The 25,356-nt window shown below is 45.2% G+C and carries 11 protein-coding genes and 1 pseudogene; 5 read left to right on the forward strand and 7 right to left on the reverse strand.

The window, feature by feature from the left end; all coding sequences use genetic code 11:
• Window positions 1-1,506: DNA polymerase III subunit gamma/tau (gene dnaX, locus QUB24_RS02445; RefSeq protein ID WP_333150286.1), on the forward strand; the 1,506-nt coding region annotated here is incomplete at its 5' end.
• A complete protein-coding gene (gene holA / locus QUB24_RS02450; protein WP_333150288.1) occupies window positions 1,503-2,489 on the forward strand; it encodes a DNA polymerase III subunit delta in 987 nt (328 codons plus the stop codon). The genes dnaX and holA, both read left to right, overlap by 4 nt.
• 162 nt (window positions 2,490-2,651) lie before the next feature.
• Here the strand turns inward: holA and QUB24_RS02455 are convergent, their stop codons facing one another.
• Complete coding sequence (locus tag QUB24_RS02455) at window positions 2,652-3,911, reverse strand: transposase (protein WP_333150290.1); 1,260 nt, start codon at window positions 3,909-3,911, stop codon at window positions 2,652-2,654.
• Window positions 3,912-4,606: 695 nt separating this feature from the next.
• Between QUB24_RS02455 and QUB24_RS02460 the strand changes: the two genes are divergently transcribed.
• The 3 genes and pseudogenes from QUB24_RS02460 (at window position 4,607) to QUB24_RS02470 (ending at window position 8,171) form a co-directional block, all read left to right on the forward strand.
• Window positions 4,607-5,905, forward strand: a complete 1,299-nt coding sequence (locus tag QUB24_RS02460) for a ParB/RepB/Spo0J family partition protein (protein ID WP_333150292.1) — start codon at window positions 4,607-4,609, stop codon at window positions 5,903-5,905.
• 548 nt (window positions 5,906-6,453) lie between these two features.
• A pseudogene (locus QUB24_RS02465) lies at window positions 6,454-6,631 on the forward strand (transposase); the annotation flags it as partial.
• Window positions 6,632-6,923: 292 nt separating this feature from the next.
• Window positions 6,924-8,171 carry an ISL3 family transposase gene (locus tag QUB24_RS02470; RefSeq protein ID WP_333150294.1) on the forward strand — a complete coding sequence of 416 codons (1,248 nt, stop codon included), beginning with the start codon at window positions 6,924-6,926 and terminating at the stop codon, window positions 8,169-8,171.
• On the opposite strand, the gene QUB24_RS02475 is transcribed toward QUB24_RS02470, so the two are convergent.
• The 6 genes from QUB24_RS02475 to QUB24_RS02500 all read right to left on the reverse strand — a co-directional run bounded on the left by QUB24_RS02475 (window position 8,088) and on the right by QUB24_RS02500 (window position 25,344).
• Entirely contained in the window at window positions 8,088-8,807 is a 720-nt protein-coding gene (locus tag QUB24_RS02475; protein WP_333150296.1) for a class I SAM-dependent methyltransferase, read from the reverse strand. The genes QUB24_RS02470 and QUB24_RS02475 overlap by 84 nt on opposite strands.
• A gap of 28 nt (window positions 8,808-8,835) precedes the next feature.
• Window positions 8,836-10,587 (reverse strand): choline/carnitine O-acyltransferase, encoded by a 1,752-nt coding sequence (locus QUB24_RS02480; protein WP_333150298.1) that lies wholly within the window; start codon window positions 10,585-10,587, stop codon window positions 8,836-8,838.
• Between the two features lie 25 nt (window positions 10,588-10,612).
• Window positions 10,613-11,581 (reverse strand): TauD/TfdA family dioxygenase, encoded by a 969-nt coding sequence (locus QUB24_RS02485; protein WP_333150300.1) that lies wholly within the window; start codon window positions 11,579-11,581, stop codon window positions 10,613-10,615.
• A gap of 75 nt (window positions 11,582-11,656) precedes the next feature.
• Window positions 11,657-15,907: an amino acid adenylation domain-containing protein gene (locus tag QUB24_RS02490; protein WP_333150302.1), complete on the reverse strand. Its 4,251-nt coding sequence runs from the start codon at window positions 15,905-15,907 to the stop codon at window positions 11,657-11,659.
• On the reverse strand, window positions 15,904-22,515 hold the full coding sequence (locus tag QUB24_RS02495; protein WP_333150304.1) for a type I polyketide synthase: 6,612 nt from the start codon (window positions 22,513-22,515) through the stop codon (window positions 15,904-15,906). The genes QUB24_RS02490 and QUB24_RS02495 overlap by 4 nt, the downstream gene beginning before the upstream one ends.
• 30 nt (window positions 22,516-22,545) lie before the next feature.
• A complete protein-coding gene (locus QUB24_RS02500) occupies window positions 22,546-25,344 on the reverse strand; it encodes an amino acid adenylation domain-containing protein (protein WP_333150306.1) in 2,799 nt (932 codons plus the stop codon).
• Window positions 25,345-25,356: the final 12 nt, after the last annotated feature.

Here is a 25,356-nt window from a genome sequence, read left to right on the forward strand (position 1 = left end):
GACCGAGAGTTCAGCCTTGTGGCTGGAAACGTTATGTACGGACTGATTACCGTGATTCACGTTTCAACGAATCGCACTACACCTAACCATTCAATCATGTACGCAGCATTACCTCAAAAATACCGCCCTCGTAGCTTGTCTGAACTGGCCGGACAGGAGTACATCCAAAGGACACTTTCCAATGCGGTCAAAACTAATAAAATTGCTCCGGCTTACTTGTTCGCCGGCGAACGGGGAACGGGCAAAACTTCAACGGCCCGCATTTTAGCTAAATCTCTCAACTGCACCAGTGCAGACAAACCAACAGTAAAGCCGTGCGGCAAGTGCCAATCCTGCCGCTCGATTGAAAAAGGCAGCAGCTTAGACGTTGCTGAAATTGACGCGGCTTCCCACAACGGCGTGGATGACGCTCGCGCCCTGATCGAGCGATCGCACTTCGCACCAGTTATCAGCCGCTACCGAGTGTTTATTTTAGATGAAGTTCACTGCCTGAGTTCCCAAGCTTTTAACGCTCTTCTAAAATGTTTGGAAGAACCTCCGCATCATGTAGTGTTCATCTTGTGTACAACAGAGCAACACAAAGTGCTGCCAACAATTAACAGCCGCTGCCAAACGTTTCTGTTTCGATCGCTGCCAATCCCAGCCATTGTCAAACAGCTAACAATGGTAGCTGAGAAAGAGTCAATTGCAATTGCCGAAGCAGCTAAAATTGCGATCGCCCGCGCCGCGAATGGCGGGATGAGGGACGCCTTGCAGTTGCTCGACCAGTTGAGCTTATTAGGAGAGGAAATTACCAGCTCTCACGTATTGGAGCTGTCGGGGCGGATACCGGAGTCTGATTTAGTTGCAATTTTGAAATCGGCCCGCACCGGCAACGCGCTGAAGCTGCTGCAACTGTCCCGCGAACTCATTGACAGCGGGAAAAGCCCTAAAATGCTGCTGGCGTCGCTGCTAGCCTGCTACCGGGACTTGTTGCTTGCAACGAGCGTGCCAGACTGTTCGCTGATGCTAGTTAGCGGCATTTCGCACTCGGCGCTGATGGAAATTGCGTCTGCTTGGGACTGCAATGCGATCGCTGCTGGCCTCGAACAGTTGCGGGCTTCGGAATGGCAGCTCAGCAAGAGCGCTCACCCAACGCTGTGGCTGGAACTCTGCTTGCTGGGATTGGCGAGGATACCACAATTAAAACCCTACGCCGCAGAGAACGCTCTTGCTAACCCCTGGCAGCCCGACCGCACCCAGAAGCTGCCCAGTACCTCCAAGTTGCGATCGCCTCGTTCCAAAGAGCGAGCCATTTGGGAAAAAGTGCTCTCAGCAACTTCTGAGAAGAACCGCGCTTTACTCTGTGCTGCTTCCCTGGTAGCACTGACGGAAAAGAAAGCGGTGCTGGCTGTGCCCGCCCAATATCTGGACAAGTTCAACCGGAACGCGGCTAAGGTGCAGAAGATATTTCTGGCTGCAACGGGCGTCCGCTATCAAGTGTTGTTCGAGGAGAAGAACCCATGATTAGCTTGCTGATAGGGGATGACCTCCACGCGATTCACAAAAAGCTTTCTGCCTTTAAAAAGAACCTCGATCCTGCTTGGATGAGTTTCAATTATCACCGCTTTGATGCTTCGGCATTGAATGAGGCGGTTGACTGCGCCCTGACTCCCGCCTTGGCAACGGAAAAAGCAAAGTTAGTGGTGGTAGAAGGGTGTAATTTCAAACAGTTTACTGAAGAGGCGCTGGAGGTTCTTCAGGTGCTCCCGCAGGTGCCGGAAAAGACGCACCTGGTTTTTGTAGCGCCTTCCATTGACAAACGCCTGAAGGTGGCAAAATTCTTGCTTTCTCAAGCTAAGCTGTTCGAGTTCGACCTTATTCCCCCCTGGCGAACGGATCTCATTGCCCGATCGATCCGAACTCAAGCTTTGGCAATAGGGCTGTCGCTGAACTCAAATGCTATTGATTACTTGGCGATTGCGATCGGCAACAATCCGGCTCGCGCTGAATCAGAATTACACAAGCTGGCAACTTACAGCAGGGGTGCGAACCTCACTTTAAAGGAAGTGAGAGCGCTGGTTCCTTCAACTACTCAAAATAGCCTCCAGCTTGCCGAAGCGCTGAGGGAAAATAACTCTAAGAGAGCAGTTTGTTTGCTACTTGAACTTTTGGCAATAGAAACTTTCCCGCTGGCGATTTGTGCGACGCTGATTGCTCAATTTAGAACTTGGTTGTGGGTGAAAGCGGCGATAGTTGGAGGAGTTAAGCAAGACGCTGAAATTGCCCGGATTTGTCAAATTGCCAACCCGAAGCGAGTGTACTTTCTGAGAAAAGAAGTAGCTGCTGCTTCTCTAACATCCCTTTCGTCTGCGGTGTCCCTGCTGCTTGACTTAGAGGGTTCGCTGAAGCTTGGGCGTAAAGGGGATTCCATGTTGCCTGCAATTCTGGCGATCGCCCAACTGTTTCCTTCTAAGAAAGCAAGGAAACGCGAAGTAGAAGCGATGTAGGGGCGATGTAGGGGCGATATAGGGGCGATATAGGGGCGATATAGGGGCGATGTAGGGGCGATATAGGGGCGAGCGCGAGTGTTCATTCCCCTCGTTTAACTAATGCAAGAAGGTGACATCCTCTCACACCAAATCAAAGATTATGGTGTGGGCTTCTCAACATCACTGCTGGATTTTCCTAGTTTTTCCCTTGCGGGATTTCGCCTCTGACCTAGACTGACTTTCATCAATCCCCGGCAGACCGACTGCATAGGCGTTTTCTATTCCGCAAAGTCCTTGCGTACTGATGAGTTCCAAACCACGCAACCTAATGACTTCTGATGCTGCATGATCTCTATCTGTTTCGTATCCGCACTCACCACATCTATGAACTCGTTCGGAAAGCTCTTTTTTACCCGTATGCGTGTTGCAATACGGGCAAGTTTGAGATGTTCCATCTGGATTGACCCGGAGGAAGTAGATTTGATGCTTTTTAGCCACCCACTCCAGCAGATTGAGAAATTGACCAAAAGCGGCATCCAGGGTATGTTTTCTCAACATCCCCCTGGACATTGCCTTCAGGTTCAAGTCCTCAACGAATACCATCCCAATACCTTCCTTGGTACACAGATGGTTAGCCAGTTTGAATTGCCAATCCTTCCGAACTAGCGCAATGTGGTTGTGGAATCTGGCAACCTTGATTCGAGCTTTCTCACGGTTCTTAGAACCCTTTTTCGTTCTGGCATACTTACGTTGCAGCAATTCCAGCTTGCGGTACAAGGATGTCAGGAATCGAGGTCTAGCAATAAACTCTTTATCCGAGGTTGTCAAATATTTGGACAGTCCCAAATCGATACCCAGCGCATCTCCATGCGGTTGAGCCTCGGGTATCGACACATCAGACTCAATTGTCACTACAACGAACCACCTATCAGCTTTCCTCAACACCCGTGCTTGTTTAACCACAAACCCCTCTGGGATAGGTCGATGCAAGTTGATAGGCATCTTCCCAACTTTGGGCAAGCTTATTTGCCATCCCGTAATGGGGTTGATTTTGAATTGAGGAAACAGCATGGACTTGATTTTTCCAAACTTCTTGAAGCGAGGAAAGCCAAACCCCCGCGACTGAAAATAATTCCAAGCGTCATGCAATCTGCGAATGGTAGTTTGCAGAACTTGAGAAGGGGCTTCGCCCAACAACGGGAACTTTTTCTTCGCTTTGGGAAGTTCGTTCTGTTGAACGTAATAGGTAGGGAATGGCTTGTCGGCTGGAACGATGTATTCTCTCTCCAGCGAACAATAATCTAAACTACATTTACGCGAATTGACCCAATCTTTGATTTCTCGCAAGGCGTAGTTATAAACCTTGCGAGAAATTTCCAACCAATGAAGCATCGTTTCTTCTTGGCTGGCGTCGGGATAAATTCGGTAGCAGTAGTTCATGATCAGAGTCATGCAATCAAGTCTAACACAGAATTGCAAATCTATAAACCTATACCTGCTACCGATTTTACGCCTGATTGACCGGATAAAATTGGTCTGGGGGCGTCCATGTATCCCAACACCAAATCGAAAATTATGGTGTGGGACTTATTGCTCCCCCAGACCCCCTCGAATAGTTAAACCGGGATTTTTTTTTAGCAAAACACATTATAAAACTTATTAATTAAACCAAAGCCACTCCAATGTTAATGCTTGCTACTCAAAAAATAAAACCCTCACAGAGATGCCAGAAATCTGGAAAGATTCGTAACAAATGGGCTAAAGTCTCCAACAGACATTATGTTTGTAGTAAGGGTGATTTTGAAATACAAGGTGATAAAGGCTCTGTTATAATTAATTTTAATTACTTCTCCACTTTTAATCATAAACGCTATCATAATAATTAATAATTAGTTAAAATTTTTTAAACATAATAGTCTTTTATTATACCATAGTGTAGCGCGTTGCTAGTTGAAGAAATATGCTATTCTAAGAATGTAAAGACAGCGAACCTTTTGACAGTGAAGGCGACCTGCCGATACAGCCCGCGCCGCCCGACAGAGAATAACCCCAGCTTTCTGTTAGGAAACCTTATTGGGTTTAGCAGGCAAAGGTACAAAGCCCCAATCCCCAAATAAACAACCAGGGCTATCCAAATGAATAAAAATGAAACTGTGTCGCTCTCAGTCAGCGACGCGATTCAGCATATTGGTCTTGACCAACTCAAGCCTCACCCTCGAAATGAGGAAATTTACGGAAGCACCGAAAGTATTGCTGACCTGGTAGAGTTGATCCAACTCAAAGGCTACGTCCAACCGCTGACCGTCAAAACAGATGGCACGATCGTTAGCGGCCATCGGCGGTGGAGGGCGCTAGCAGCGCTGGGTTGGAAGTTGGTCCCAGTTATTGTCTGCCACTTCCCGACTGAAGATGACGAGCTCTTCGTCTTGGTGGCAGAAAACCGCCACCGCCACCAAAGTCCAGTACAGAGAATTCGGGAAGGAATTGTTGTGGAGCCTATAGCTAGAGAGCTGAGGAACAGACACGCTACCAAGAAAGCTTGCCAGCAAGCTGCTGACTCAGCAGAGCCGCCGTCGGACAACCAGCAACCGCTGATGGAAAATTTTCCATTGAACCCGATCGACTTAGGTCTGACTCCAAGGGAAATGGAACTGACGGAAAATATTGTGGCGGCTATAGTCGGCTTGGGGTGCGGCAGGAACTACAGGAAAGGGCGCATTGCCATCAAAGCTGCCGACGAGCTCAAGAAAGATCGCCCCGAATTGGCTGCAAAGTGGTTGGACATTATTAATGACCACAGCATAGATGTAGGGTATCAACTTGCGAAGATGCAGGAGGACAAGCGAGTAGTGGCGTTGGCTGCGATCTCGTCGGGAGCAGCGAAAACCCCCAAACAAGCTAAAGCTCTGATTAAGGCTGCTTTGAGAAAATCTTCCGCCTCGAAGAAAACCGAGGGCCGCAGTAGTAGCGAGCCGGTTCAAGAAAGCGATTGCGGTGGAGAATGTAAAACTTGCACTCCTTGCGAACCAATTACGGGTGAGGGAGTCAAAACGCCCTTTGGTCCAGACAGCGCGGGGGCATGGGTTATTGTCAAAATCCCTTTTATTCCTAAAGAAAAAATAGCGGAAAGGAAGTGGAATGGATTTTGGGGCCGGATTGTGGAAGTTGGAGCGACTTTGAAAGTCGATATGGGTTCAGAGGTGGTGTCGCTCCTTCAATCAGATGTGGTGGCGATATTGAACCCAACGCCGAGTTTTTGCTCAATAGCTGAGCGAATTCTCAGGCTGCAAAGCTTCGGCACGGTGTACGAGTTTGGGAAAATCGTCTTGAACAGGATGCAGAGAAAAGTGGTTTGGGATGCAGCAGCGCTAGCTTATCTGGATGCTGTGGAACAGGTGGAATTGGCGCGGCGGGCGATCGAGCAGGCTTTATAGGATAAATGTGGGAGATTGAAAACTCTGTCCCTTTAGGGCCCGCGACTCAATGGAATTTATTCCCATTGCTGTTTCTTATTATAATAACTTGGATTTTTAATTAGGAAAGTAGGAAAAGTAGGAGAAATATATTATTGACAAGTTAAGTTGAGAGCAGTTTGCCAAAGGGGCAATAGGAACAATTGAGCGCGAGCTGCTGAAAGCTCTAACTCGCGAAGCTATCGCACCCCTAATTTCCCGACAAATTAAGACTCAACGCAAGTGCGAGCCATCACGCTTATGAAGCACGATATATTTAAGGTTTCATAACACGTTCGTTACTTGTGACCCAAGTCAAAAAATGACAAATTCAAAACCCAAAATTTGCATTGAGCATCTCATCAAAATTTATGGAGAAAAACCTCATGCTGCTCTCAAAATGTTTCGAGAAGGCAAGTCTAAAGACTATATCTTGCAAGCAAGGAAGGATGGGGATGACAGACCCACGACCACCCAGGGTCACTGTGTCATTCGTAGACTCAGATTGTGCGCTCGATAAACCGCTGTTTGAAGACGAGAAAATTCGCAATGCTATTGAAGAAAAATTTGGCATCTCGAAGCGAAAATTTAGCCTAAATCGAGTTATGGCTAAGCTGCCTCATACTTCTTTCGCCAGCTATTGCTATCACTTTTTTAGTCACGAATCTTTCTACCCTGGCTCAATTTTACTCAGACGACAAATTTTAACGACACTCAAAATAGAGCAATAAGCAAAACTACCAAATCATTACTATGCGCTACTACTCTAAATTTTTCTTTAAGATATGGAGGATAGATCGCTCTGCTATTATTTCTTCCCCTTGTAGTTGAAATTTGGGTTCTTCCTTACTTACTATGCTAAATCAATAGCTAAATCAGTAAAATCAATTGAACAAATATGTCAAAATGCAAATCAAGTCCTTGTCAGGCTTGACATTTAAGCTAGTTTGATTGTTAACTATAAATAGTCACTCTTAGTTTTGGGGAGCGAATTATAGTCATGAACACAAAAAAGGGTACTAAAGTTCTAACAGAGCTTCTGAATATACAAGGAATTAAAGTAACTCAAATGAGTCAAGTACCGGGAATTGGAATAATATTACAGGTTGAGTCAATTCATAAAGAAAGTCATTGTCATCATTGCGGGACAAAAAGTAATAAATTACATCAAAACCATCGATACGTAGTAAAAGATTTATCATGGGGAGAAAAGCCAGTCTTCTTAGAAATAAACAGACGACAGTTTAAATGTAAAAAATGTGGCAAACCATTTAGCGAAAAATTGGAATTTGTAAACAACCGAAGAACTTATACAAAACGACTAGGAAATACAATTATCAAATCGGTCTTATCAAGTGATATCCAGAGTGTAGCAAAACAAGGAGTAGTAACAACAGAAGAAATAGAAAGAATGTTGTCAGATGCGTCACGAGAATTATCGTCAAAACCATCAGGATTAAAAAAACTAGGAATTGATGAAATAGCGTTAATTAAAGGTCAAGGAAATTACTGTGCCGTATTAATAGATTTAGAAAAATCTAAATTAATTACAATTGTCAAAGGAAGAACACAAGCAGAAATCGAGCCAGTCCTTAATTCATGGGGTTCAGAGGTTTTAGAAGAAATAGAAGAAGTAAGTATAGATTTGTGGAAAGGTTACAAAACTCTAGTAAAAAAACTTATGCCAAATGTTCAAGTAGTAGCGGACAGATTTCATGTAATGGTACAAGTTAACAAGGAGTTAGACATACAAAGAAAGCGTGAAATTAGGCTAGTAATAGATTTAAGTAAAAAAACTAAATCGCCTCAAAAAATAGCAGAATACCAAGAAATATTAGAGGGAATAAATGACAGTAAGTATGCGTTACTAAAGAATGAAGAGAGTTTAAACGAAAAGCAAAAGAGCAAATTAATGTCAGTTAAAAAAGTGTGTCCTCGGCTCGCAATAATGCATAAATTAAAAGAACAATTCCGAGAAATATTTGAAAACAGAAAAACGAATTGGTTGAGGGGATTGTTGAGAATTGGGATCTGGCAGCAAAGAGCAAAACAATATTTTAGTGCCACTGTAAATACTATTACCAATTGGCTTGATGAGATAATTGCTTACTTTGATAATAGGACAACAAGTGGTGTTGTTGAGGGTGTAAATAACAAGCTTAAGTTAATAAAACGTTCGGCGTATGGGTTTAGAAATTTTGAAAATTACAAAAATAGATGTTTGCTTACTTGGCATTTTAATTGTTAGTTTAGCATACCAAGTAAGGAAGAACCTAAATTTGTTATTCTCGAACATTTGTTTGAGATGTTCCGGACTGTAAAAATAATCGGTTATAACTAGATATCCTTTTGGTGTGAAAATTCTATTTTGGTATGGACTTCCTTCCTTCTGCTCCTGTGGTAATTGGCGGAAAAAACTTTGGTAACTACGTCCTAGTGTCGCTACATTGGTGTTAACAAAGCAAACAATCCCACCTGGCTTTGTATAGGCGTAAATATCGTTTACAAGTTGAAAGGCTTGAGCTTTTGGATTACACAGTAAGACCATGATACAAATAACAATGTCATAGTAATTCTCTTGTAATTCTTCTTGTCTACTCAAGTATTCTATATTCCTCTTACTATCCTGAGACTTGGCAATCTCCAGCGCTTTAGGCGATAAATCATAACCAGTCACCATTGCTCCCATATCGTGCATTATTCTTGAGAATCGACCCATAGAACAACCGAAATCTAGCACTGTTTTCCCCGATACTTTACCTAGTATTTGTAAAATTCTTGGGAAAACAGTTGTAGACAAAACTTTCTCGGACGGGTCATCCAAGTAAGCTTGATATAGTTCCGTATAATCATCCCATTCAATGTAATTTTCTGTGTTAGACATAAAATCTCCAGTTTTGAATAATTGATTTTCACTTGCTCTTCGCTGTACATCTAATAAGTTCACCTACTTCCAAAAGACACTGCTTCAGAAGGAAAATAAATTTTTCCGGCTGTAGATGTTTACTCGTTACAGCAAAGGCAATCTTGTTTTGATCGATTACATAGCCGATTCCATAGTCGCGACATGGACTGGGGCAGAGTATCTCTACGCCCATTTTATTACTTAGAGTAGAAGCGGAGAAGCTTGGGTCTAAGATAAATTCTTCAAAGGTTTTATCTTGAAAAATATCGGGAACACCGCTACCTTTATGGCAAGCTAAGCTATAAAGTGCATAAAGGTGCATGACCACTCCCTGCCCGTTTTTAGCGTCAAACACTCGCGAGAAACGAGCGTTAACAGCACGTTTTAGGGACTCATATCGCACTTCGTCTGAAGCTCCCTCAGTAAAGGCTTGAATTAGTTCTACAGATTCGGGTGTAACTACCAATGCATAGTCGTGCCGCCCGCACCGGAAGCCTCTGTTGTGTACAGCTTGCCAAGCGCCAGTAGGAATCTTACTATGCAGGCGAGTGTAAGCAATCTGTAGCGACAGGAGAAACACAGCATCAGCACTTAAACCATGCTGATGAATAAAGTCTGACCCAAATTCGTTGAAAATTCCTATCCCCATCTGAATTTGTTCGCTCAGACTCTCTGCATCTGTTAATGCCTGCGCTACTTCTTCTAAGAGTGTTTGGTCTAATTTCCACCACAGTTGCTGTGGGGGTTCAAGTTCGATTGAACTGGAGGTTGTTAGGGATTGTTCAAGAGATTCAAGCTCCCGGTTGACCTCGTTTATCAACCGCGCTACCGGATAGCCATCGACATTACTGTGTTCAATTGTTACAGCGAACTGACCCTCAGAGTTGAAAACGAGTCGGATTGGTTTATCGAACCAGCGGTTTCGCCCACCATCTCCAGTGAAGGCAGTTCTTGCTAGCGTTTCCAAATCGGGAGGTGTTATTTCGTCCAAACAGACAACAAATAGAGCGCTATCCAATAGTTCTAGAGAGTGAGCGTTCTGGGCATCTAGGTTCATGAGGTAGGAGCGAACTGTTACCCACCGCTCTCTGGGGAGGGCTGTCAGCACTCCCACAGGTGGTTCCCCTTTATGAGTATTTTCTACAATCCAATCAATTTGCTGTGCTAGAGCTTCCACCGTCGGCAACTTATCTCCTGGGAGCAACTTTAAGGTGTAAAATGTATCCCGTCGCATGACCACAATATGCTCGGAATTTTTCGCCCTTTGAAAGCTGTCGCACCTGATTCCAGGAATTCGCGCAGTGCCAAACAAATTGTCATACTGAGCCATACAAAGGGGCGGTTTGTTTCCTCGAAAGACATCCCGATCTGGCTCTAGTTCCCGATATTTGATTTTCAGGTGGAATTGGAGGGTCTTAAAAATTATGATGGCGACAATCTGGGTGAAGGGATATTTCGAGGTTGTCAAGACAGGCGAAGCCACCCCTGTGGTTCTCATATTTAGTTGTGAGGACCGCATTTCTAAATAGGTTTCCTCTTTAAATTGTTGTAAATAGTTAGTAGTAGTTGAGCGATCAACCATTTCCAACTGTTGCTGTAGTTCGACTCCGCTCCCTTGTTGAAATTCCCTTACGGCTGCCTTGGTTCGCTCTAATTCTGTTTCACTCAACAGCGGTGTCACCATCTCGATATAACGATCGCAGGTGTCTGAGAGTTTTGGCAAGGGCAGTTTGGGAAGAGACTCTTGGAATTGATACATTTACTTACACTTACAGCTAAAGTTATCAGAAATTTGACAGAGAAACCAAAATTTTCCTCGAACCAAAAAACGGTCTTCGTCCATGACAAACCAACATATTATCTATGACTAGAACGTCACCCTCCTGCCAAGGAAAAAGAACAGTTTGTTTACCAATAGTTTCTCTAATCTCATCTAGCATTGAAACATCAATTGGAGTATTGTCGCCAAAGCAAGCATAGTGAGGGAGTTCCTCTTCCTTCCCCTCAAAATAAAACATCATAGCTTCGTATATATTTTTAGGAAGAGTAGATGGATGAAATAGCTCGGCTTGATTAAACCAAACTTGTTCATCTGTATGAGGATGAGTTGCAATAGCAGGGCGAATCTGGCTTAATCGCAATCCACCATCCTTCTTCCACTCAAATTCCATGCCAGCTTTTCTATTATGCTCTTCTACTAGGGACTTATCTGAAGTTTTAAAAGAATCTTGCCATGAAACTCCCATGCCATTACTACTAGGTAAATTGCGGATATACTTCACTTGTTTAAGTGTGAATTTTTCCACAATCTTTGGGTTAAGACTTTTTAGGATTTGACGACTATCAGCAATCGGTGTTTCTCCGCCATCTTTAGGCGCAGTAATACAGCAAAAATAGAGTTGGTCTGGCCATTGGCTAGAGTAGGATAACTCATTATGCAAACTAATGGAGTATTCAGATGGATATTCGGTTGAAGTATAAATCCCACTAGCTAGTTGGGTTCGGGGAGAATTTCCATCAACATAATCCATTAAATTACCTGAAACAGATTTGACAAATTTTCCAAAAGCCAAGATTGTGTTGACACCAAAGCCTCGAAAAATAATCGCTCCGTGTTTAAGAAATTTGTCTTCTAAAAGTTCACTATCTCTGTACCATGAAAGAAGATAGTCAAGATTAGACGATTCGCGTTCTGTTTCAGGTTCTACTAGCAAGGGTAGATTGTGATTCGAGTCTAAAATTCCTATTTTCATAATGATTGAGCTTCTTTAGTCAAATGAAGGAGCTTGTTAATTATCTCAAGATGTTTCTACTTAACAGACCAATTACTAAGCCAATGGAGCCTGTGCTTGCTCAAGGTAAGAGAGCAGTTGTGTGGCTAACACCTGTACGTGCGGCTGTTGCATCATCGTGCTATGGTTCCCTGGAACAACATGAATGTGTATAGTAGAAGAAAACTCGTTCCAGCCCAAGGCAGGTTCTTTTCGCCTTTGTGTCAACTCTTCTGTATCACCCTCAAATACATCAACCTCGCTAGAACGGAAAAGAGTAATTGGAATCTGTTGCAGCCCCGAAGGCAAATAAGCACGATGAGCTTTCAGGGACGCAATGTATACTTGCACTAGCCCCCGTACTAACCTTATTCCCGCATCAGGGGGTAACAAGTTGACCCGTATCAACCGTTCTTTGAGATAGTTCAATTGCTCCTCCTGAGATTGGGAAGCGAGAGTTTCTTTAGATACCTCCAAGTTTAAGGAGAACATATATTCAATGTAGCTGGCAAAATCAAAAAGATATGCCGCCTCATCTTCATCAGAACAATTCGGCTTATTACCAACAATTGGCGCAACAACGTCGATAATCGCAAGTAGAGCGACCTCATGCCCCTGTTTGAGCAACTGAGTTGCCATCTCACAGGCAACTACACCTCCAAACGAATGCCCTCCCAGAAGGTACGGACCAGAGGGCTGAACTCTCTGTATTGCTTCAATATAGTAGGTGGCTATCTCTTCCAAGTGTGTAAAAGGCTCTGATTCCCCATCAAGTCCCCGTGCTTGCAAACCGTAGAAGGGTTGCTCAGATCCAAGATGACGCGCTAGCTCATATAAGTAAATCACATTTCCCCCAACTCCAGGCACAAAGAAGAAAGGTCGCTTCTCGCTGCCAGACTGAATTGCTACCAAAGGAGACCAAGGCAAGGAATGAGTTTCGGATCGAAGACAACTAGCTAGCTGTTCGATAGTTGGGCTAGAGAAAAGTGTTGCTATGGGCAGATTTTTCCCAAAGTGCCGCGAAATTTGAGCCATTAAGAGTACAGCTAAAAGAGAATGACCTCCGAAGGTAAAGAAGTTATCCTTCACTCCAACAGTGGGAAGCTTCAAAACCTCTGACCAAATTTGCTGTAGTTGTTGTTCAACTGTGTCACGAGGAGGGACAAAGCCAATTGAGTTACTTAGTTCCGCATCTGGTGCCGTGAGGGCGCGACGATCTACCTTACCATTGGGGGACAGAGGTAGCGTTGATAGCATCACAAAGGCGACTGGCACCATGTAATCGGGGAGCTTTTGTTGGAGGAAGTGCCGCAGTTCACTGGTGGCAGGAGCTTCATGGTTGGGAACAACATAAGCTACCAGTCGTTTGTTATCTGGTTGGTCATCCCTTGCTAAAACTACTGTCTCCCGTACCTCTGGGTGTTGAGCTAGCGCTGCTTCGATTTCTCCGAGTTCAATGCGGAAACCGCGAATCTTCACCTGACGATCCAGCCGACCAAGGAACTCAATGTTACCGTCTGGAAGGTAGCGGGCATTGTCCCCGGTTTTGTAGAGGCGTGATCCTTCTTCTTCGCTAAAGGGGTTGGGGATGAACTTTTCTTTTGTCAATTCTGGGCTGTTGAGGTAGCCTCGCGCCAGTCCAAAACCACCAATATGCACTTCCCCAGGTACACCAACAGGGACTGGTTGCATATGGCAGTCGAGCAGATAAATTTGTGTGTTGGCGATCTGGCGACCGATAGGGACAATTTTGATTGGCTCATCCTGTTGTGCCGGTATTGGATAAGTGGCAACAATTCCACAGGTCTCAGTTTGACCAAACATATTGATTAATCGTGCTTTGTGCTGAAAACCAAACGTCCACTGAGTAGGAAGATCGGACAGCAGTGGTTCGCTCGCCGACACAATTAAACGCAGTTTGTTATCTAACAGTGCTTGTTTCGTACCAGGTTCTAAGCTAGCAAGTGTATGAATGCAGTTACGCCAATAAGAGGGGACAATATCAATAACTGTCACACTATGTTGTTTAATTGTCGCAAATAGTGACATCGGGTCTTTTCTCTGTTCAGAAGTTGCAATTTTGACAGTAGCGCCACTAGCCAGAGGCACGATCAACTGTCTGACAGAAGATGAGAAAGCAATCGATGCGGTGTGCAAATATACATCTTCTGCTGTGATATCTAGTGCTTGACTCATTGCTTGGGCGTAGTGACACAAATTAGCGTGTGTCACCTGGACTCCCTTTGGCTTTCCGGTTGAGCCAGAGGTATAAATGACATAGGCTAAATTATCAACTGTTGCTGTTTGGTTTAAGTTTTCTTCTGAGTGTTGAGCAATGAGATGCCTATCTGTATCTAAGCAAACAACTTGTGCCGTATGTTCAGGTAGTTCTATTATCAAGCACTCCTGAGTCAACAACACCTTTGGCTGTGAGTTTTGCAACATGAACGCTAAGCGCTCTTTGGGATACGATGGGTCTAAAGGCACATAAGCCCCTCCAGCTTTGAGGATGCCAAGCAGGCTCACTACCATCTCTAAGGAGCGCTCCACGCAGATGCCTACCAGCACTTCTGCCTCCACGCCTAGAGTTTTCAAGTGATGTCCTATTCTGTTCGCCCGTTGGTTCAGATCTTTGTAGGTCAGTTGCTCCCCTTCAAAAACCACCGCAATAGCATCAGGCGATCGCAAGACCTGTTCTTCAAACAACTGGTGGATACACTTATCTTGAGGGTACTCTTTTGTGGTGTTGTTCCACTCTACTAATAGCTGGTGTCGCTCTCGCTCTGTTAGCAGGGGCAATTCTGAAACTCGCTGTTGAGAATTAGTTACGATTCCCTCCAGTAAGGTCTGGAAATGTTGGGTCATTCGTGCGATCCTATTGGCATCAAACAGGTCAGTATTGTATTCCCACGTCCCAATTAGTCCAGAGTCGGTGTTGACGAAAGCTACAAACAAATCCAACTTCGCCGTACCTGTTTCTACCGCTACTGGACTCACCGTTAAGTCTTCCAGGTCTATCTGCATCGGTGGGTGAAGCGCAAACCTCACTTGGTACAGCGGTGTGTAGCTTAAGTTACGCGCTGACTGCAATTGTTCTACTAACTTTTCAAACGGTAGGTCATGATGAGCGTATGCTCCCAACGCCACTTCCCGGACTCTCAAAAGTAGCTCCTCAAAACTCGGATTACCCGATATATCAGTCCGCAGCACCAGCGTATTGACAAACAATCCAATCAATCCCTCAATTTCAGCGCGATCGCGGCCTGCGTAAGGCGTGCCTACGCAAATATCGGTCTGCCCTGTATAAAGGTAAAGCAATGTTTGCTGCGCCGCCAACAGCGTCATAAACAGAGTAACTCCTTTGCGCTGACTTAAAATCATCAAAGCCTCTGTTAGTTCTTTTGAGAGTGCTTGTCGGTAACACGCCCCCCGGAACGTTTGAGTTGCTTTTCGCACTCGGTCAGTTGGCAGTTCCAATACGAATGGCGCACCCGCAAGTTTTTGCTTCCAATAAGCGAGTTGAGATTCTAGTACATCTCTCTGTAACCACTGGCGCTGCCAAACAGCAAAGTCTGCATACTGAATCGGTAGCTCTGGTAGCTCTAAAGACAAGTCATTGCAGTAGGCTGTGTAGAAGGCTGCTAACTCCCTAACCAATACGCCCTCTGAAGGAGCATCCCAGACAATGTGGTGTATTGTTAGTAGTAAGATATGTTCTGTCTGTGTTAGCTTCAGCACAGAAGCTTTAATTAACCCAGAGCTACTGAGATCAAAGGGTTGCTGGACTTGTGCTCTTGCTTTTAGCCCCCAAGCAATTTCTCTCTCACGATAAGGTAGCTCACTCAAATCTAAAACTTGCACACTCAAGGTCAAGCTTTCAGCAATAATCTGAACGGGTTGCCCCTCAACTGTTGTGAAGTTGGTACGTAAGGCTTCGTGACGTTGAATAATCTTGTTAAGGCTTTTCTCTAAAGCGACAACGTTCAGAGAACCCTGAAGTCGCAGAGCTAGTGGTACGTTGTAGAAGGGGTTAGTTGGCTCCAACTGGCTCAAGAACCACAGTCCTTCCTGAGCAAAAGAGAGAGGCAAATTCCTCCGGAGCGAAACAGGTATCTGGGGTATGGAAGTATCGCTTGCGTTGCTCTTTTTTTGCAACAACTTTACAAGCTCTGCCTTATACAATGCCAGTAAATTACGTACCTCTGGTGTCAGTACCTCCTTTGGCGCACGCACGCGCAACTGGTCGCCTTCGACCCACAACTTCACACCAGCTAGGGCGAGTTCAGCTACAAATTCCTTAAGATTCATAGAGCGATTTCCTCCATAGTGTCATCAAGTTCAGTGGATGGAGACGCTGACTGGATCTGAGTCAATGCCCATTGCTCTAGCATTACCTCTGCTAGAGAGGAAATGCTCACACCCTCCATGATTTTCATAACAGACAAGTTCACCCCCATCTCATTATTGAGCCTATTTCTCAACTCGATCGCCATTAAAGAGTCAAGTCCCAGATTGATCAGCGATTCTTGCCTATCGAACTTAGTAGTAGAAAACCCTAATACTCTCGCTACTTGTTCTGTAATGCCAGATTCCAACAACTGCTGGCGTTCCGCTGGTATTCCAGACCAGATAGCCTTCTTCAGGGAATCTCCCTCCTGTGGTGTCACAGATGTAGACCGGAAACCCAATTGCTGAATTTCTGCTGCTAAATCGGTGAAAAACGGCGACAACGACTTTCGCTGTTGCAAAAATCTCGACCAGTTAATAGGCATGACTCCCACTTGAACGGGTGGATTTAGCAACAACTGCTCCAAAACCTGCAATCCCTGTTGTGGAGCGATACTTTCCTCTCCTTTGAGGCTTAACTGCTCCACTAGCCCCATTCTCGCCGCTGCTCCTACTTCTGCCCAAGTCCCCCAATTGATACTCAAACCCGGCAGTCCTAGCATCCGACGATAAGAGGCTAGTGCATCCAGAAAAGCGTTTGCCGCCGCGTGATTCGCTTGACCTGCGTTACCTAGCAAGGACGTGGCAGAGGAGAACAACACAAAGAAGTCTAAAGGCCGATTCTGGGTTAAGGTATGTAAATTCCACGCTCCTTGTACTTTGGGTGCTAAAACCCGATCAAAACGCTGCCAATTCTGTTGTAGGAGTACGCCGTCATCTAAAACCCCGGCAGCGTGGATAATTCCGCGCAAAGGCGGTGAAAATAGCTCAATTTCACTCCAGACTCGATCCAGTTGTTTGTTGTCAGACACATCTGCCTGGACTATCTTGACACAAGCACCAGCTTGCTCCAATTTTTCCAATCGCTCGCTCGCACTCGGATTGAACCCACTACGACTGAGCAAAACTAAGTGTTTTGCCCCCCGTTCAACTAGCCACTGCGCTACCAGTAATCCCAGTCCTCCTAAACCGCCAGTAATCAGATAAGTGCCATCGCTATGTAAAGACATTTGACCTAAAGTTTTTTGGCTTTGGCGATGGTTTACCAGTCTGGGTACATAACGATCGCGACCGCGGAAAGCTATTTGGTCTTCAGTGCCTTCTGCTGACAGGGAAGAAATAATTTCCTCAAATAGGATTTGCGCGTCATTTCCTGTCGCTATTGGGTCTAAATCCACCCGTACACACTTCAATTCAGGGTGTTCCACGGCGATAACTTTCCCCATCCCCCATAAGGGAGATTGAGCCACCTGTTCAACATGGTGCCCGTTCACTGCTTGCGCCCCTCGCGTTACCAACCATAGGCGAGGAGTCTTAGTATAGTTATTAACAAGCGCTTGCACTAAGTGCAACGTACTGCCACAGCAAGTTTTGGAGGTCTCCTCTAAGTCAGTCACACTTAGGATTTCGGGCGCATCTAAACTCCACAGATGTACCACTCCGGCTACAGTCGGTATAGCCTGCAACAACTGCTGAAAATGGCTGGGATTAGCTGGATTTATTCTGAACTCTCCTGAGGCTATCTGCTCGTATTCTTCGCTTTGAAAAACTAAAGTACAAACCTCTCCCCAAGAGCGCATTATTTCACCCAACTGCTGACCAGTGCCTTGAGTATCAGCTAGAATCAGCCAGTTCCTTGGCGTGCTTATCTGAGATTCAGCTTCAGCGCGTGCCACAATCACCGTTTCTTGTGGCAGTAAAATTGCTGGCTCGCTTGCTTCTTGATTGGTCGAAATGGTTTCAACTTGTGAAAATCCTGTTTCTCGTAACAGTTCCCGCCACTTTTGCGGTGGGAGTAACAGGTAGTTGGGTCGCAAATCGCGATCGCTAAATTTCCACCACCCTTCTGTTAACCCAAATGTTAAATCCATCCAACGCTGGGGGGCAGTATCCTCCATCAGTACCAGCATTCCTCCTGGAGCCAACAATTGCTTAACGTGCCGCAATGAAGAGCGCAAATTGCTGGTAGCGTGCAACACATTGACGGCGACAATTAAATCAAAGTGTGATGGTTCAAATCCTTGAGATTGTGGGTCTTTTTCAATGTCTAAAACTTGATAGCTGACAAATGGGTAATCTTTAAACCTCTCCTGCGCTTTGGCAATAAAAAACGCTCCGATGTCAGTAAAAAGGTATTCTGTTTGATAGGTAAAAAGGTGGGGCAGAAGGTAATTAGTTGTACTGCCAGTACCAGCTCCAATCTCTAAAATCCTTAAGCCTCGTCCTTGAGGCAAACGTTCGAGAGCAGATAACACGGCTTCTTTCACCAGAGTATTCGTCACCTGCATAATTGGAGAATCCTGATACAGCTTAATCAAAGCCGTCGTATCACCATTGGGAAATAGTAGCTGCAAAGGATCGCACTTTCCTGTGAGTACCTGAGCTAGATTGGAGACACAGCGATCGAGCAACGTTATTTCTGCTTCGGCTTCTGGGTAAGACAAGGAATCAATCTTAGCTATTGAATCATGAATTTCCGGAGACGAAACTACTTCCCATCCTTCTTCAAATCGTTGCAGTATTCCAACTTCCACTAGAATTTCTAGTAACCGATTTAATAATCGTTTGTGCTGAGTGACAATACCCAAGCTTTCTACTATTTGCTCTGTGGAAAAAGTAGCTCCTTGCTGGAACTCCCACCCCATTTCCTGTAAGGTTGCCACAATATAAGTGACACAGAAAGCTTCCAGGTGAGCATAAGCTTGACCATAGGCTGTCAAGCTTGGGTGAGCCCTCAACTGGGTTAATCTGAACTGGAGACGCAAACCAACTTCTGCTGAATTAGGAAGATAGTTTGGGAAAAGACCATAACGTGCTTGGGGTCGCCACTCCACCTCATATAGCCAATCTTGCCAAGACTTTTCTTTCGTGCCTAACATCGCATCACGAGGAGCGTGTTTCAGTTGGAACCCTTCTACGAGCGCAATTAATTCTCCATCATCAGCAAACAGCCGAAAATCCGCGCTGATAGTTTTTTGGCTTCTATCTTTTCCTTGGCGCAACTGAGCACAGCACCAAATGTCAGCGCTAGGACGAGAGTAGAAAAGCAATCGCTCAACACCGATCGGCACATAAGTATTTTGATAATTATCCTCCAAAAAAGTGGCGTCTAAAACCTGCAAGGAAGCATCCAACAAGACTGGATGTAGCTGGTAGTCTTCTACTTCCGCTCTCAACTTTTCCGCTAAACAGATTTTACCTAAAGCTACTGTTCCCTGTCTCCAAACTTGAGCGAGTGCCCGGAAACTTTCACCGTAATTAATGTTTTGCTCTCGGTGGCGCTGGTATAATGCTTCGGTAGAAACTTCTTCTTTACATTGGCTTTTTAAGGTTGCCAAATCTATCGTTTCTACTTGGTACTGATTATCTTTAACTAACAAATTTCCCGAAGCATGAAGTATCCCTTGAGGCTCCTCGTTATCTTCATTCGGGGTCGTTTCAAGGCTAAAAATCTCGAAAGTATAAGACAAATTTAGTTGGGGAGTTAACACCAACTGAATTATCTTATCAGAGCCATCATCGGGTAAAATTAGTGCTTTTTGAATGATGACATTCTCTACGGTGATATTTTCCGTCTTCCCCACTGCCACCCCAGCAGCTAAAGCCATTTCTATGTAAGCCGTCCCCGGAACGATTGTCGTTTCAAAAACGCGATGGTCCTGAAGCCAATTTGGGAAGTTTTTGCTGATTTGACTCTGGAAACGAATTTGCTTAGTTCCCAGCAAGCATAACTTTTGTCCGAGTAGAGGATGCTGTCTAGAACTTGTCAGATTGTTGGTGAGGGCAAGCGCCTGAGTTTCCTTGTCGTTGGGCGCTTCTACCCAATAGCGCTGTCGCTGGAAGGGATAAGTTGGCAGAGGAACGCGGCGACGAGTATAGTCGAGATTGAATCCCACCCAATCGATTGGCACTCCATGCACATATAGCTGTGCCAAACTGCTTAATAGTTCCTGCCAATCTTCTTGGTCGGGATGCAAGCTAGGTAGCCATAGCCCCAAATGTTCGGGTAGGCACTGACGAGCCATTCCCAATAGGATAGGCTTGGCACCCATCTCTACAAACACATTTATTTCTTGCTCTTCTAGGCTTTCTATACAACGCGCAAATCTGACGGGCTGCCTGATGTGACGGCACCAATATTCTGGGGTTGTTATCTCAAGAGTCGCCAAAGTACCAGTAACATTAGAAATCAGCTTAATTTTTGGCGAAGAAAAGTTGACTTGTCGGGCAACTCGTTCAAATTCTCCTAACATGGGTTCCATTAAGGGTGAATGGAAGGCGTGGGAGACATTTAGTTTTTTAGTTTTAATTCCCGAAGCTTCTAAAGTGGCACAAATGGCGTTTATCGCCTTGCGCTGACCGGAAATAACGACACTGTTGGGAGCATTAATGGCTGCAATTGAAACATATGTGCTGTAGGGTGCGATCGCAACGAGTGCTTGTGACTCACTCGCCAACAAAGCTACCATCTCCCCATCTTGGGGCAAGGCTTGCATTAATTTACCCCTAGAAGCAATCAGTTTCAAGCCATCTTCCAAGCTGAAGACTCCAGCGACACAGGCAGCGACATATTCCCCGATACTATGACCCATGACTACATCAGGTTCTATGCCCCAAGATTTCCATAACTCAAACAAGGCATATTCCAGAGCAAATAAGGCAGGTTGAGTATATGCGGTTTCGTTGATTTTGGATTGATAATTCTCCCCTACTGCGTTAAGGTCTGGATACAGAACTGAGAGCAAAGGCTTTTCTAGATAGGGACGCAGTATTTCATCGCAGCGATTCAGGGTTTCCCGAAACGTCGGCGCTTGTTCGTAGAGTTGGCGACCCATATTGACATACTGTGACCCTTGACCTGTAAACAGGAAAGCGATCGCCTCTGGTGATGGGGTTATTTCCCGCGATGCCGTTGCACCAGTCTCCAATTGCTCCAGAAGCTGCTTGACAGATTGCGCGACAAATGAAGAACGATGGTTAAAATGCTTGCGCCCAGTGTTGGCGGTGAAACAAATATCTGCCAGCTTGGCGTCTAGATGAGATTTCAGATAAGCTACATAGCGCTCTTGCTGTTCCTGCAAAGCCTTCTCGGTTTTTGCCGACAAGCACAGAATATGCCAGTCTTGCTCCAAGGTATTGGTGGCTGGCTCTAGTGAAGGTGCTTCTTCCAGAACAACATGGCAATTAGTACCTCCCATACCAAACGAACTAACCCCAGCGCGGCGAGGAGTTCCATTGGTTTTCCATTCTGATAGCGCTGTATTGACATAAAAAGGACTGTTGGCAAAATCAATCTTGGGATTGGGTTGTTTAAAATGCAAACTGGGTGGTATACATTTATGTTTGAGTGCCAGTACCGTTTTAATCAGACCCGCTATCCCCGCTGCTGCATCGAGATGTCCTAAATTAGTTTTAACCGAACCAATTGCACAAAAGCCCTTTTCATCAGTATTTCTGCGAAAGGCTTGTGTCAGCGCAGTGATTTCAATGGGGTCGCCTAGAGCCGTTCCAGTTCCGTGGGTTTCTACATAGGTTACTGTACTCGCATCAATTTCTGTGATCGCCAGTGCGTCGGAGATTACTGCTGCCTGACCCTCTATACTGGGAGCCGTAAAGCCCAGTTTCAAAGCGCCATCGTTATTAATCGCTGATCCTTTGATCACAGCATAGATGTTATCGCCATCGGTAATTGCTTCTCGCAGCAACTTGAGAACAACAATTCCAACTCCACTGCCGAATAGAGTTCCCTTAGCTTGTGCATCAAAGGCTCTACAGTGTCCGTCGGGAGAAAGCATCATGTCTTCTTGGTAAAAATACCCCGTCTTTTGGGGAACCGAAATGCTAACGCCTCCCGCAAGTGCTATGTCACATTCACCATTGAACAAACTCTGGCAAGCCATATGAACCGCCACCAGTGAAGTTGAACAAGCGGTTTGAATGTTAATGGAAGGTCCGGTTAGATTCAATTTATAAGAAATGCGTGTGGGCAGATAATCTCTTTCATTCTCCAAGCTCAGCCCAAGAGCGAGTGCTGGTTCTTTGAAAATGCTACTTGGAGCAAAGCGCTGGTTGGTATAGATATTGTTGATTAGGTAACTGTTCGTGCCAGAACCCGCATAAACCCCCACCAATCCCTTATAGATTCCTGGGTCGTAGCCAGCACTTTCTAAAGCTTCCCAAGCGCATTCCAAAAAAATACGCTGTTGGGGGTCGATTAGTTCGGCTTCTTTGCTGCTGTACCCAAAGAAGGAAGCGTCAAATTTATCGATGTTGGGCAAAACAGCGCCCGCTTTTACGTAGTTGGGATGACTCAGCACAGAGCGTTCGACTAGCTCCAATTCCTCATCAGAAAAAAAGGAAATAGATTCTATCCCCTGGAGCAGATTTTGCCAAAAAGCATCAATGTTATCTGCCCCTGGGAACCGGCCTGACAGACCGATAATCGCTATGTCTGAATTGTTAATAGTCATAGTTAATACCTGGATAATGGAATATTTGTACTATTTCGTAGGGCGATTCTTTTGCCTGCGTTGCCGTTGTTCCTCTGCTATAGACTTCCGGGCAAGTCTACTGTTTTGCTCGCGTCCGTTGACAGCATATTCTTCTTTGTCTATCTGGCTTAAGTGTTGGGCTAAAGCGTGTATGGTCGGATATTGCACCAGAGCCATAATTGATAGTTCCGACCCAAAAATTTCAGCTAGTTTGTTATGAATCTGAGGCAAGAGCAAGGAATAACCGCCTAACTCAAAAAAGTTATCATGAATTCCCACAACATCTAATCCAAGCACTTCAATCCAAACTTGGGCAATCTGTTTTTCCGCCTTGGATTTGGGTATGACAAGAGTTGTTGCCAATTCCGGACGAGACTTGTTTGGGGCAGGCAGTGCTAAACGATTTACCTTCCCGCTTGGTGTCAGTGGCATTTTCTCAAGCGTGACAAAAACTGCTGGCACCATATAGTCGGGCAAACGTTCTCGTAAATAAGTTCGCACTGCCAGTTCGAGCTTTTTAGCTAGCTGTTCCTTTAGAGAAACTTGCTCAAGCTCTGCTTCCAGATTTAAGATACTGGTAGCATGTTCATGGGGCACCACATAGGCTACTAAGCGTTTGTTACCTAGTATACCTTCTTGTGGTACAACTACACTTTCCCCAACTGCTGGATGTTGTACTATCACGGTTTCAATCTCACCGAGTTCAATGCTGAAACCGCGAATTTTTACCCAATTATCTGCACGACTCAGATACTCGATATTACCATCCGATAAGTAGCGGGCGATATCGCGAGTTCTTAAGAGGCGACCTGAACCAAAAGGGTTGGAAATGAATCTCTCTGACGTTAACTCGGGCAGGTTAAGATAGCCTCTGGCTAACCACTCACCGCTAACGTACAACTCACCGGGAACGCCGATAGGAACGGGTTGAAGGCATCGATCTAGTATATAAACTTTGGCATTTGTAGTAGCAGAACCGATAGAAGGCAGCGCTGACCAACTGCTCGTTTCTCCAGTGAGGGTAAACTGCGTTATCGTTGGATTCTCAGTTAGCCCATACTGATTGTAGAGAATGCCATCTGTTTGCTTGAATAAGTTGGCAATAGCGGGTGTAATTTGCAACTGTTCGCCAGTGACCATGATTTCGCGCAAGGTGGTAAGAACTGGTCTGCCGTTATTAACCACTTCTGCCAGATTCCGTAAGGCCACACAGGGAAGAAATGCTCTTTCAATCCTTTTTGAAGCGAGGAAACTGGCCAAAGCCATAGGATTGCGTCGGACTTCCTCTGACAGCAGCACCAGTATTCCGCCAGAACTCCAGGTGGTGAATGATTCCTGTAAGGAAATATCGAAGCTGAGAGGAGCAAATTGCAGAGTTTTGGCACTGTTGGAAACGGTTGTGGAATGCAGTTGCCACCAGATGAAATTGCAGAAAGCACGATGCTCCATCGCCACCCCTTTGGGTCTTCCTGTAGAACCGGAGGTGTAAATAACATAGGCTAAGTTGTCAGGCTGAACCTGAGTGAGTGGATTCTCGGAGTTCTGCTGAGAGATAACCTCCCAGTCTCGATCCAGGTAGACTATCTGCCGTCCTTGGGCACAGAGCGCTAGCTGCGGTAAGCTGCTTAGCGTTTTTTCTGTAGTTAGCAAGACTTGCGCCTGTGAATCTGACAGCATATAAGCTAGGCGCTCTTCGGGATAGGTGGGGTCTAAGGGAACATACAGGCCATTAGACTTGAAAATGCCCAATAATCCGATTACCCTGGCTAGGGTGCGCTCTACGCAGAAACCAACTGGTACTTCTGGTTTTACTCCGAGCGATCGCAGATAGTGCGCCACTTGATTCGCTCGTCGATTCAGTTCCCGGTAGGTTAGCTGTTCTTCTTCAAACTCCACTGCTATCGCATCCGGTGTGCGTTCTACTTGGTCTTCCACCAACTGATGGCTACACTTAGAACGAGGGTACTCTGCATCGGTGTTGTTCCACTCGACCAGTAGCTGATGCCGTTCCGCTTGAGTCAACAGGGGTAAGGTGGATATATCCTGCTCTAGATTGGCAACGATACCCACAAGCAAAGTCTGGAAATGCCCCAAGATCCGCTGAATTGAGTCTGACTCAAACAACTCTGGGTTGTATGAGCAGCTTACTGTTAAATTCCCCTCTGACTCCGCTGCCAAAATAACCAAATCGCACTTAGCAATGTGTTCCTCAATATCCGCAAGATGCTCTTGTTTTATCGACGTTTCTGAAATACAAAACGGTACGTTGCACAGGACGAACATCACCTGAAAAATCGGCGCTCTAGTTAAATCCTCACTTTTTCCTAAATTCTCAACTAGCTTCTCAAATGGGTAACCATTATTTTGTACTGCCTCTTCAACTGTTGCGGCAACTCGCCTTAAAACTTCTTTAGCCGTTAGTTCGCCTGCTAGACTTGTCCGCAATGCAATTGGATTGGTAAACGTTTCCTGCTGACTTGCTCCTTTTCCTTCTCGGCGACTATCGGCACAGAGGGAACCAACAATAATATCTTCTTGCTCTGTGTAACGCAGCAAAAGAATTTTAAGTGTAGTTAGCAGGGCGATGAATAAAGTAATATTTTCGCTCTTGCAAAACTTATCAATTTCTAAACTTAGCTTTTCATTTAGCTTAATTGTTTCCTTTTTTCGGAGGAACAATTGTTTCGATGCTTTTGAATGCTTGAAGCTAATTTCTAATACCGGCAAAACAGTACCTAACTGCTTAAGCCAATAGGCTTCTTGTTGAATCATACTGCTTTTACCCGAAAGATGTTGAGACTTACTCATAGGGGACAATTT

It is taken from the genome of Microcoleus sp. B9-D4 (genome assembly GCF_036705105.1).
GTDB lineage: Bacteria > Cyanobacteriota > Cyanobacteriia > Cyanobacteriales > Microcoleaceae > Microcoleus.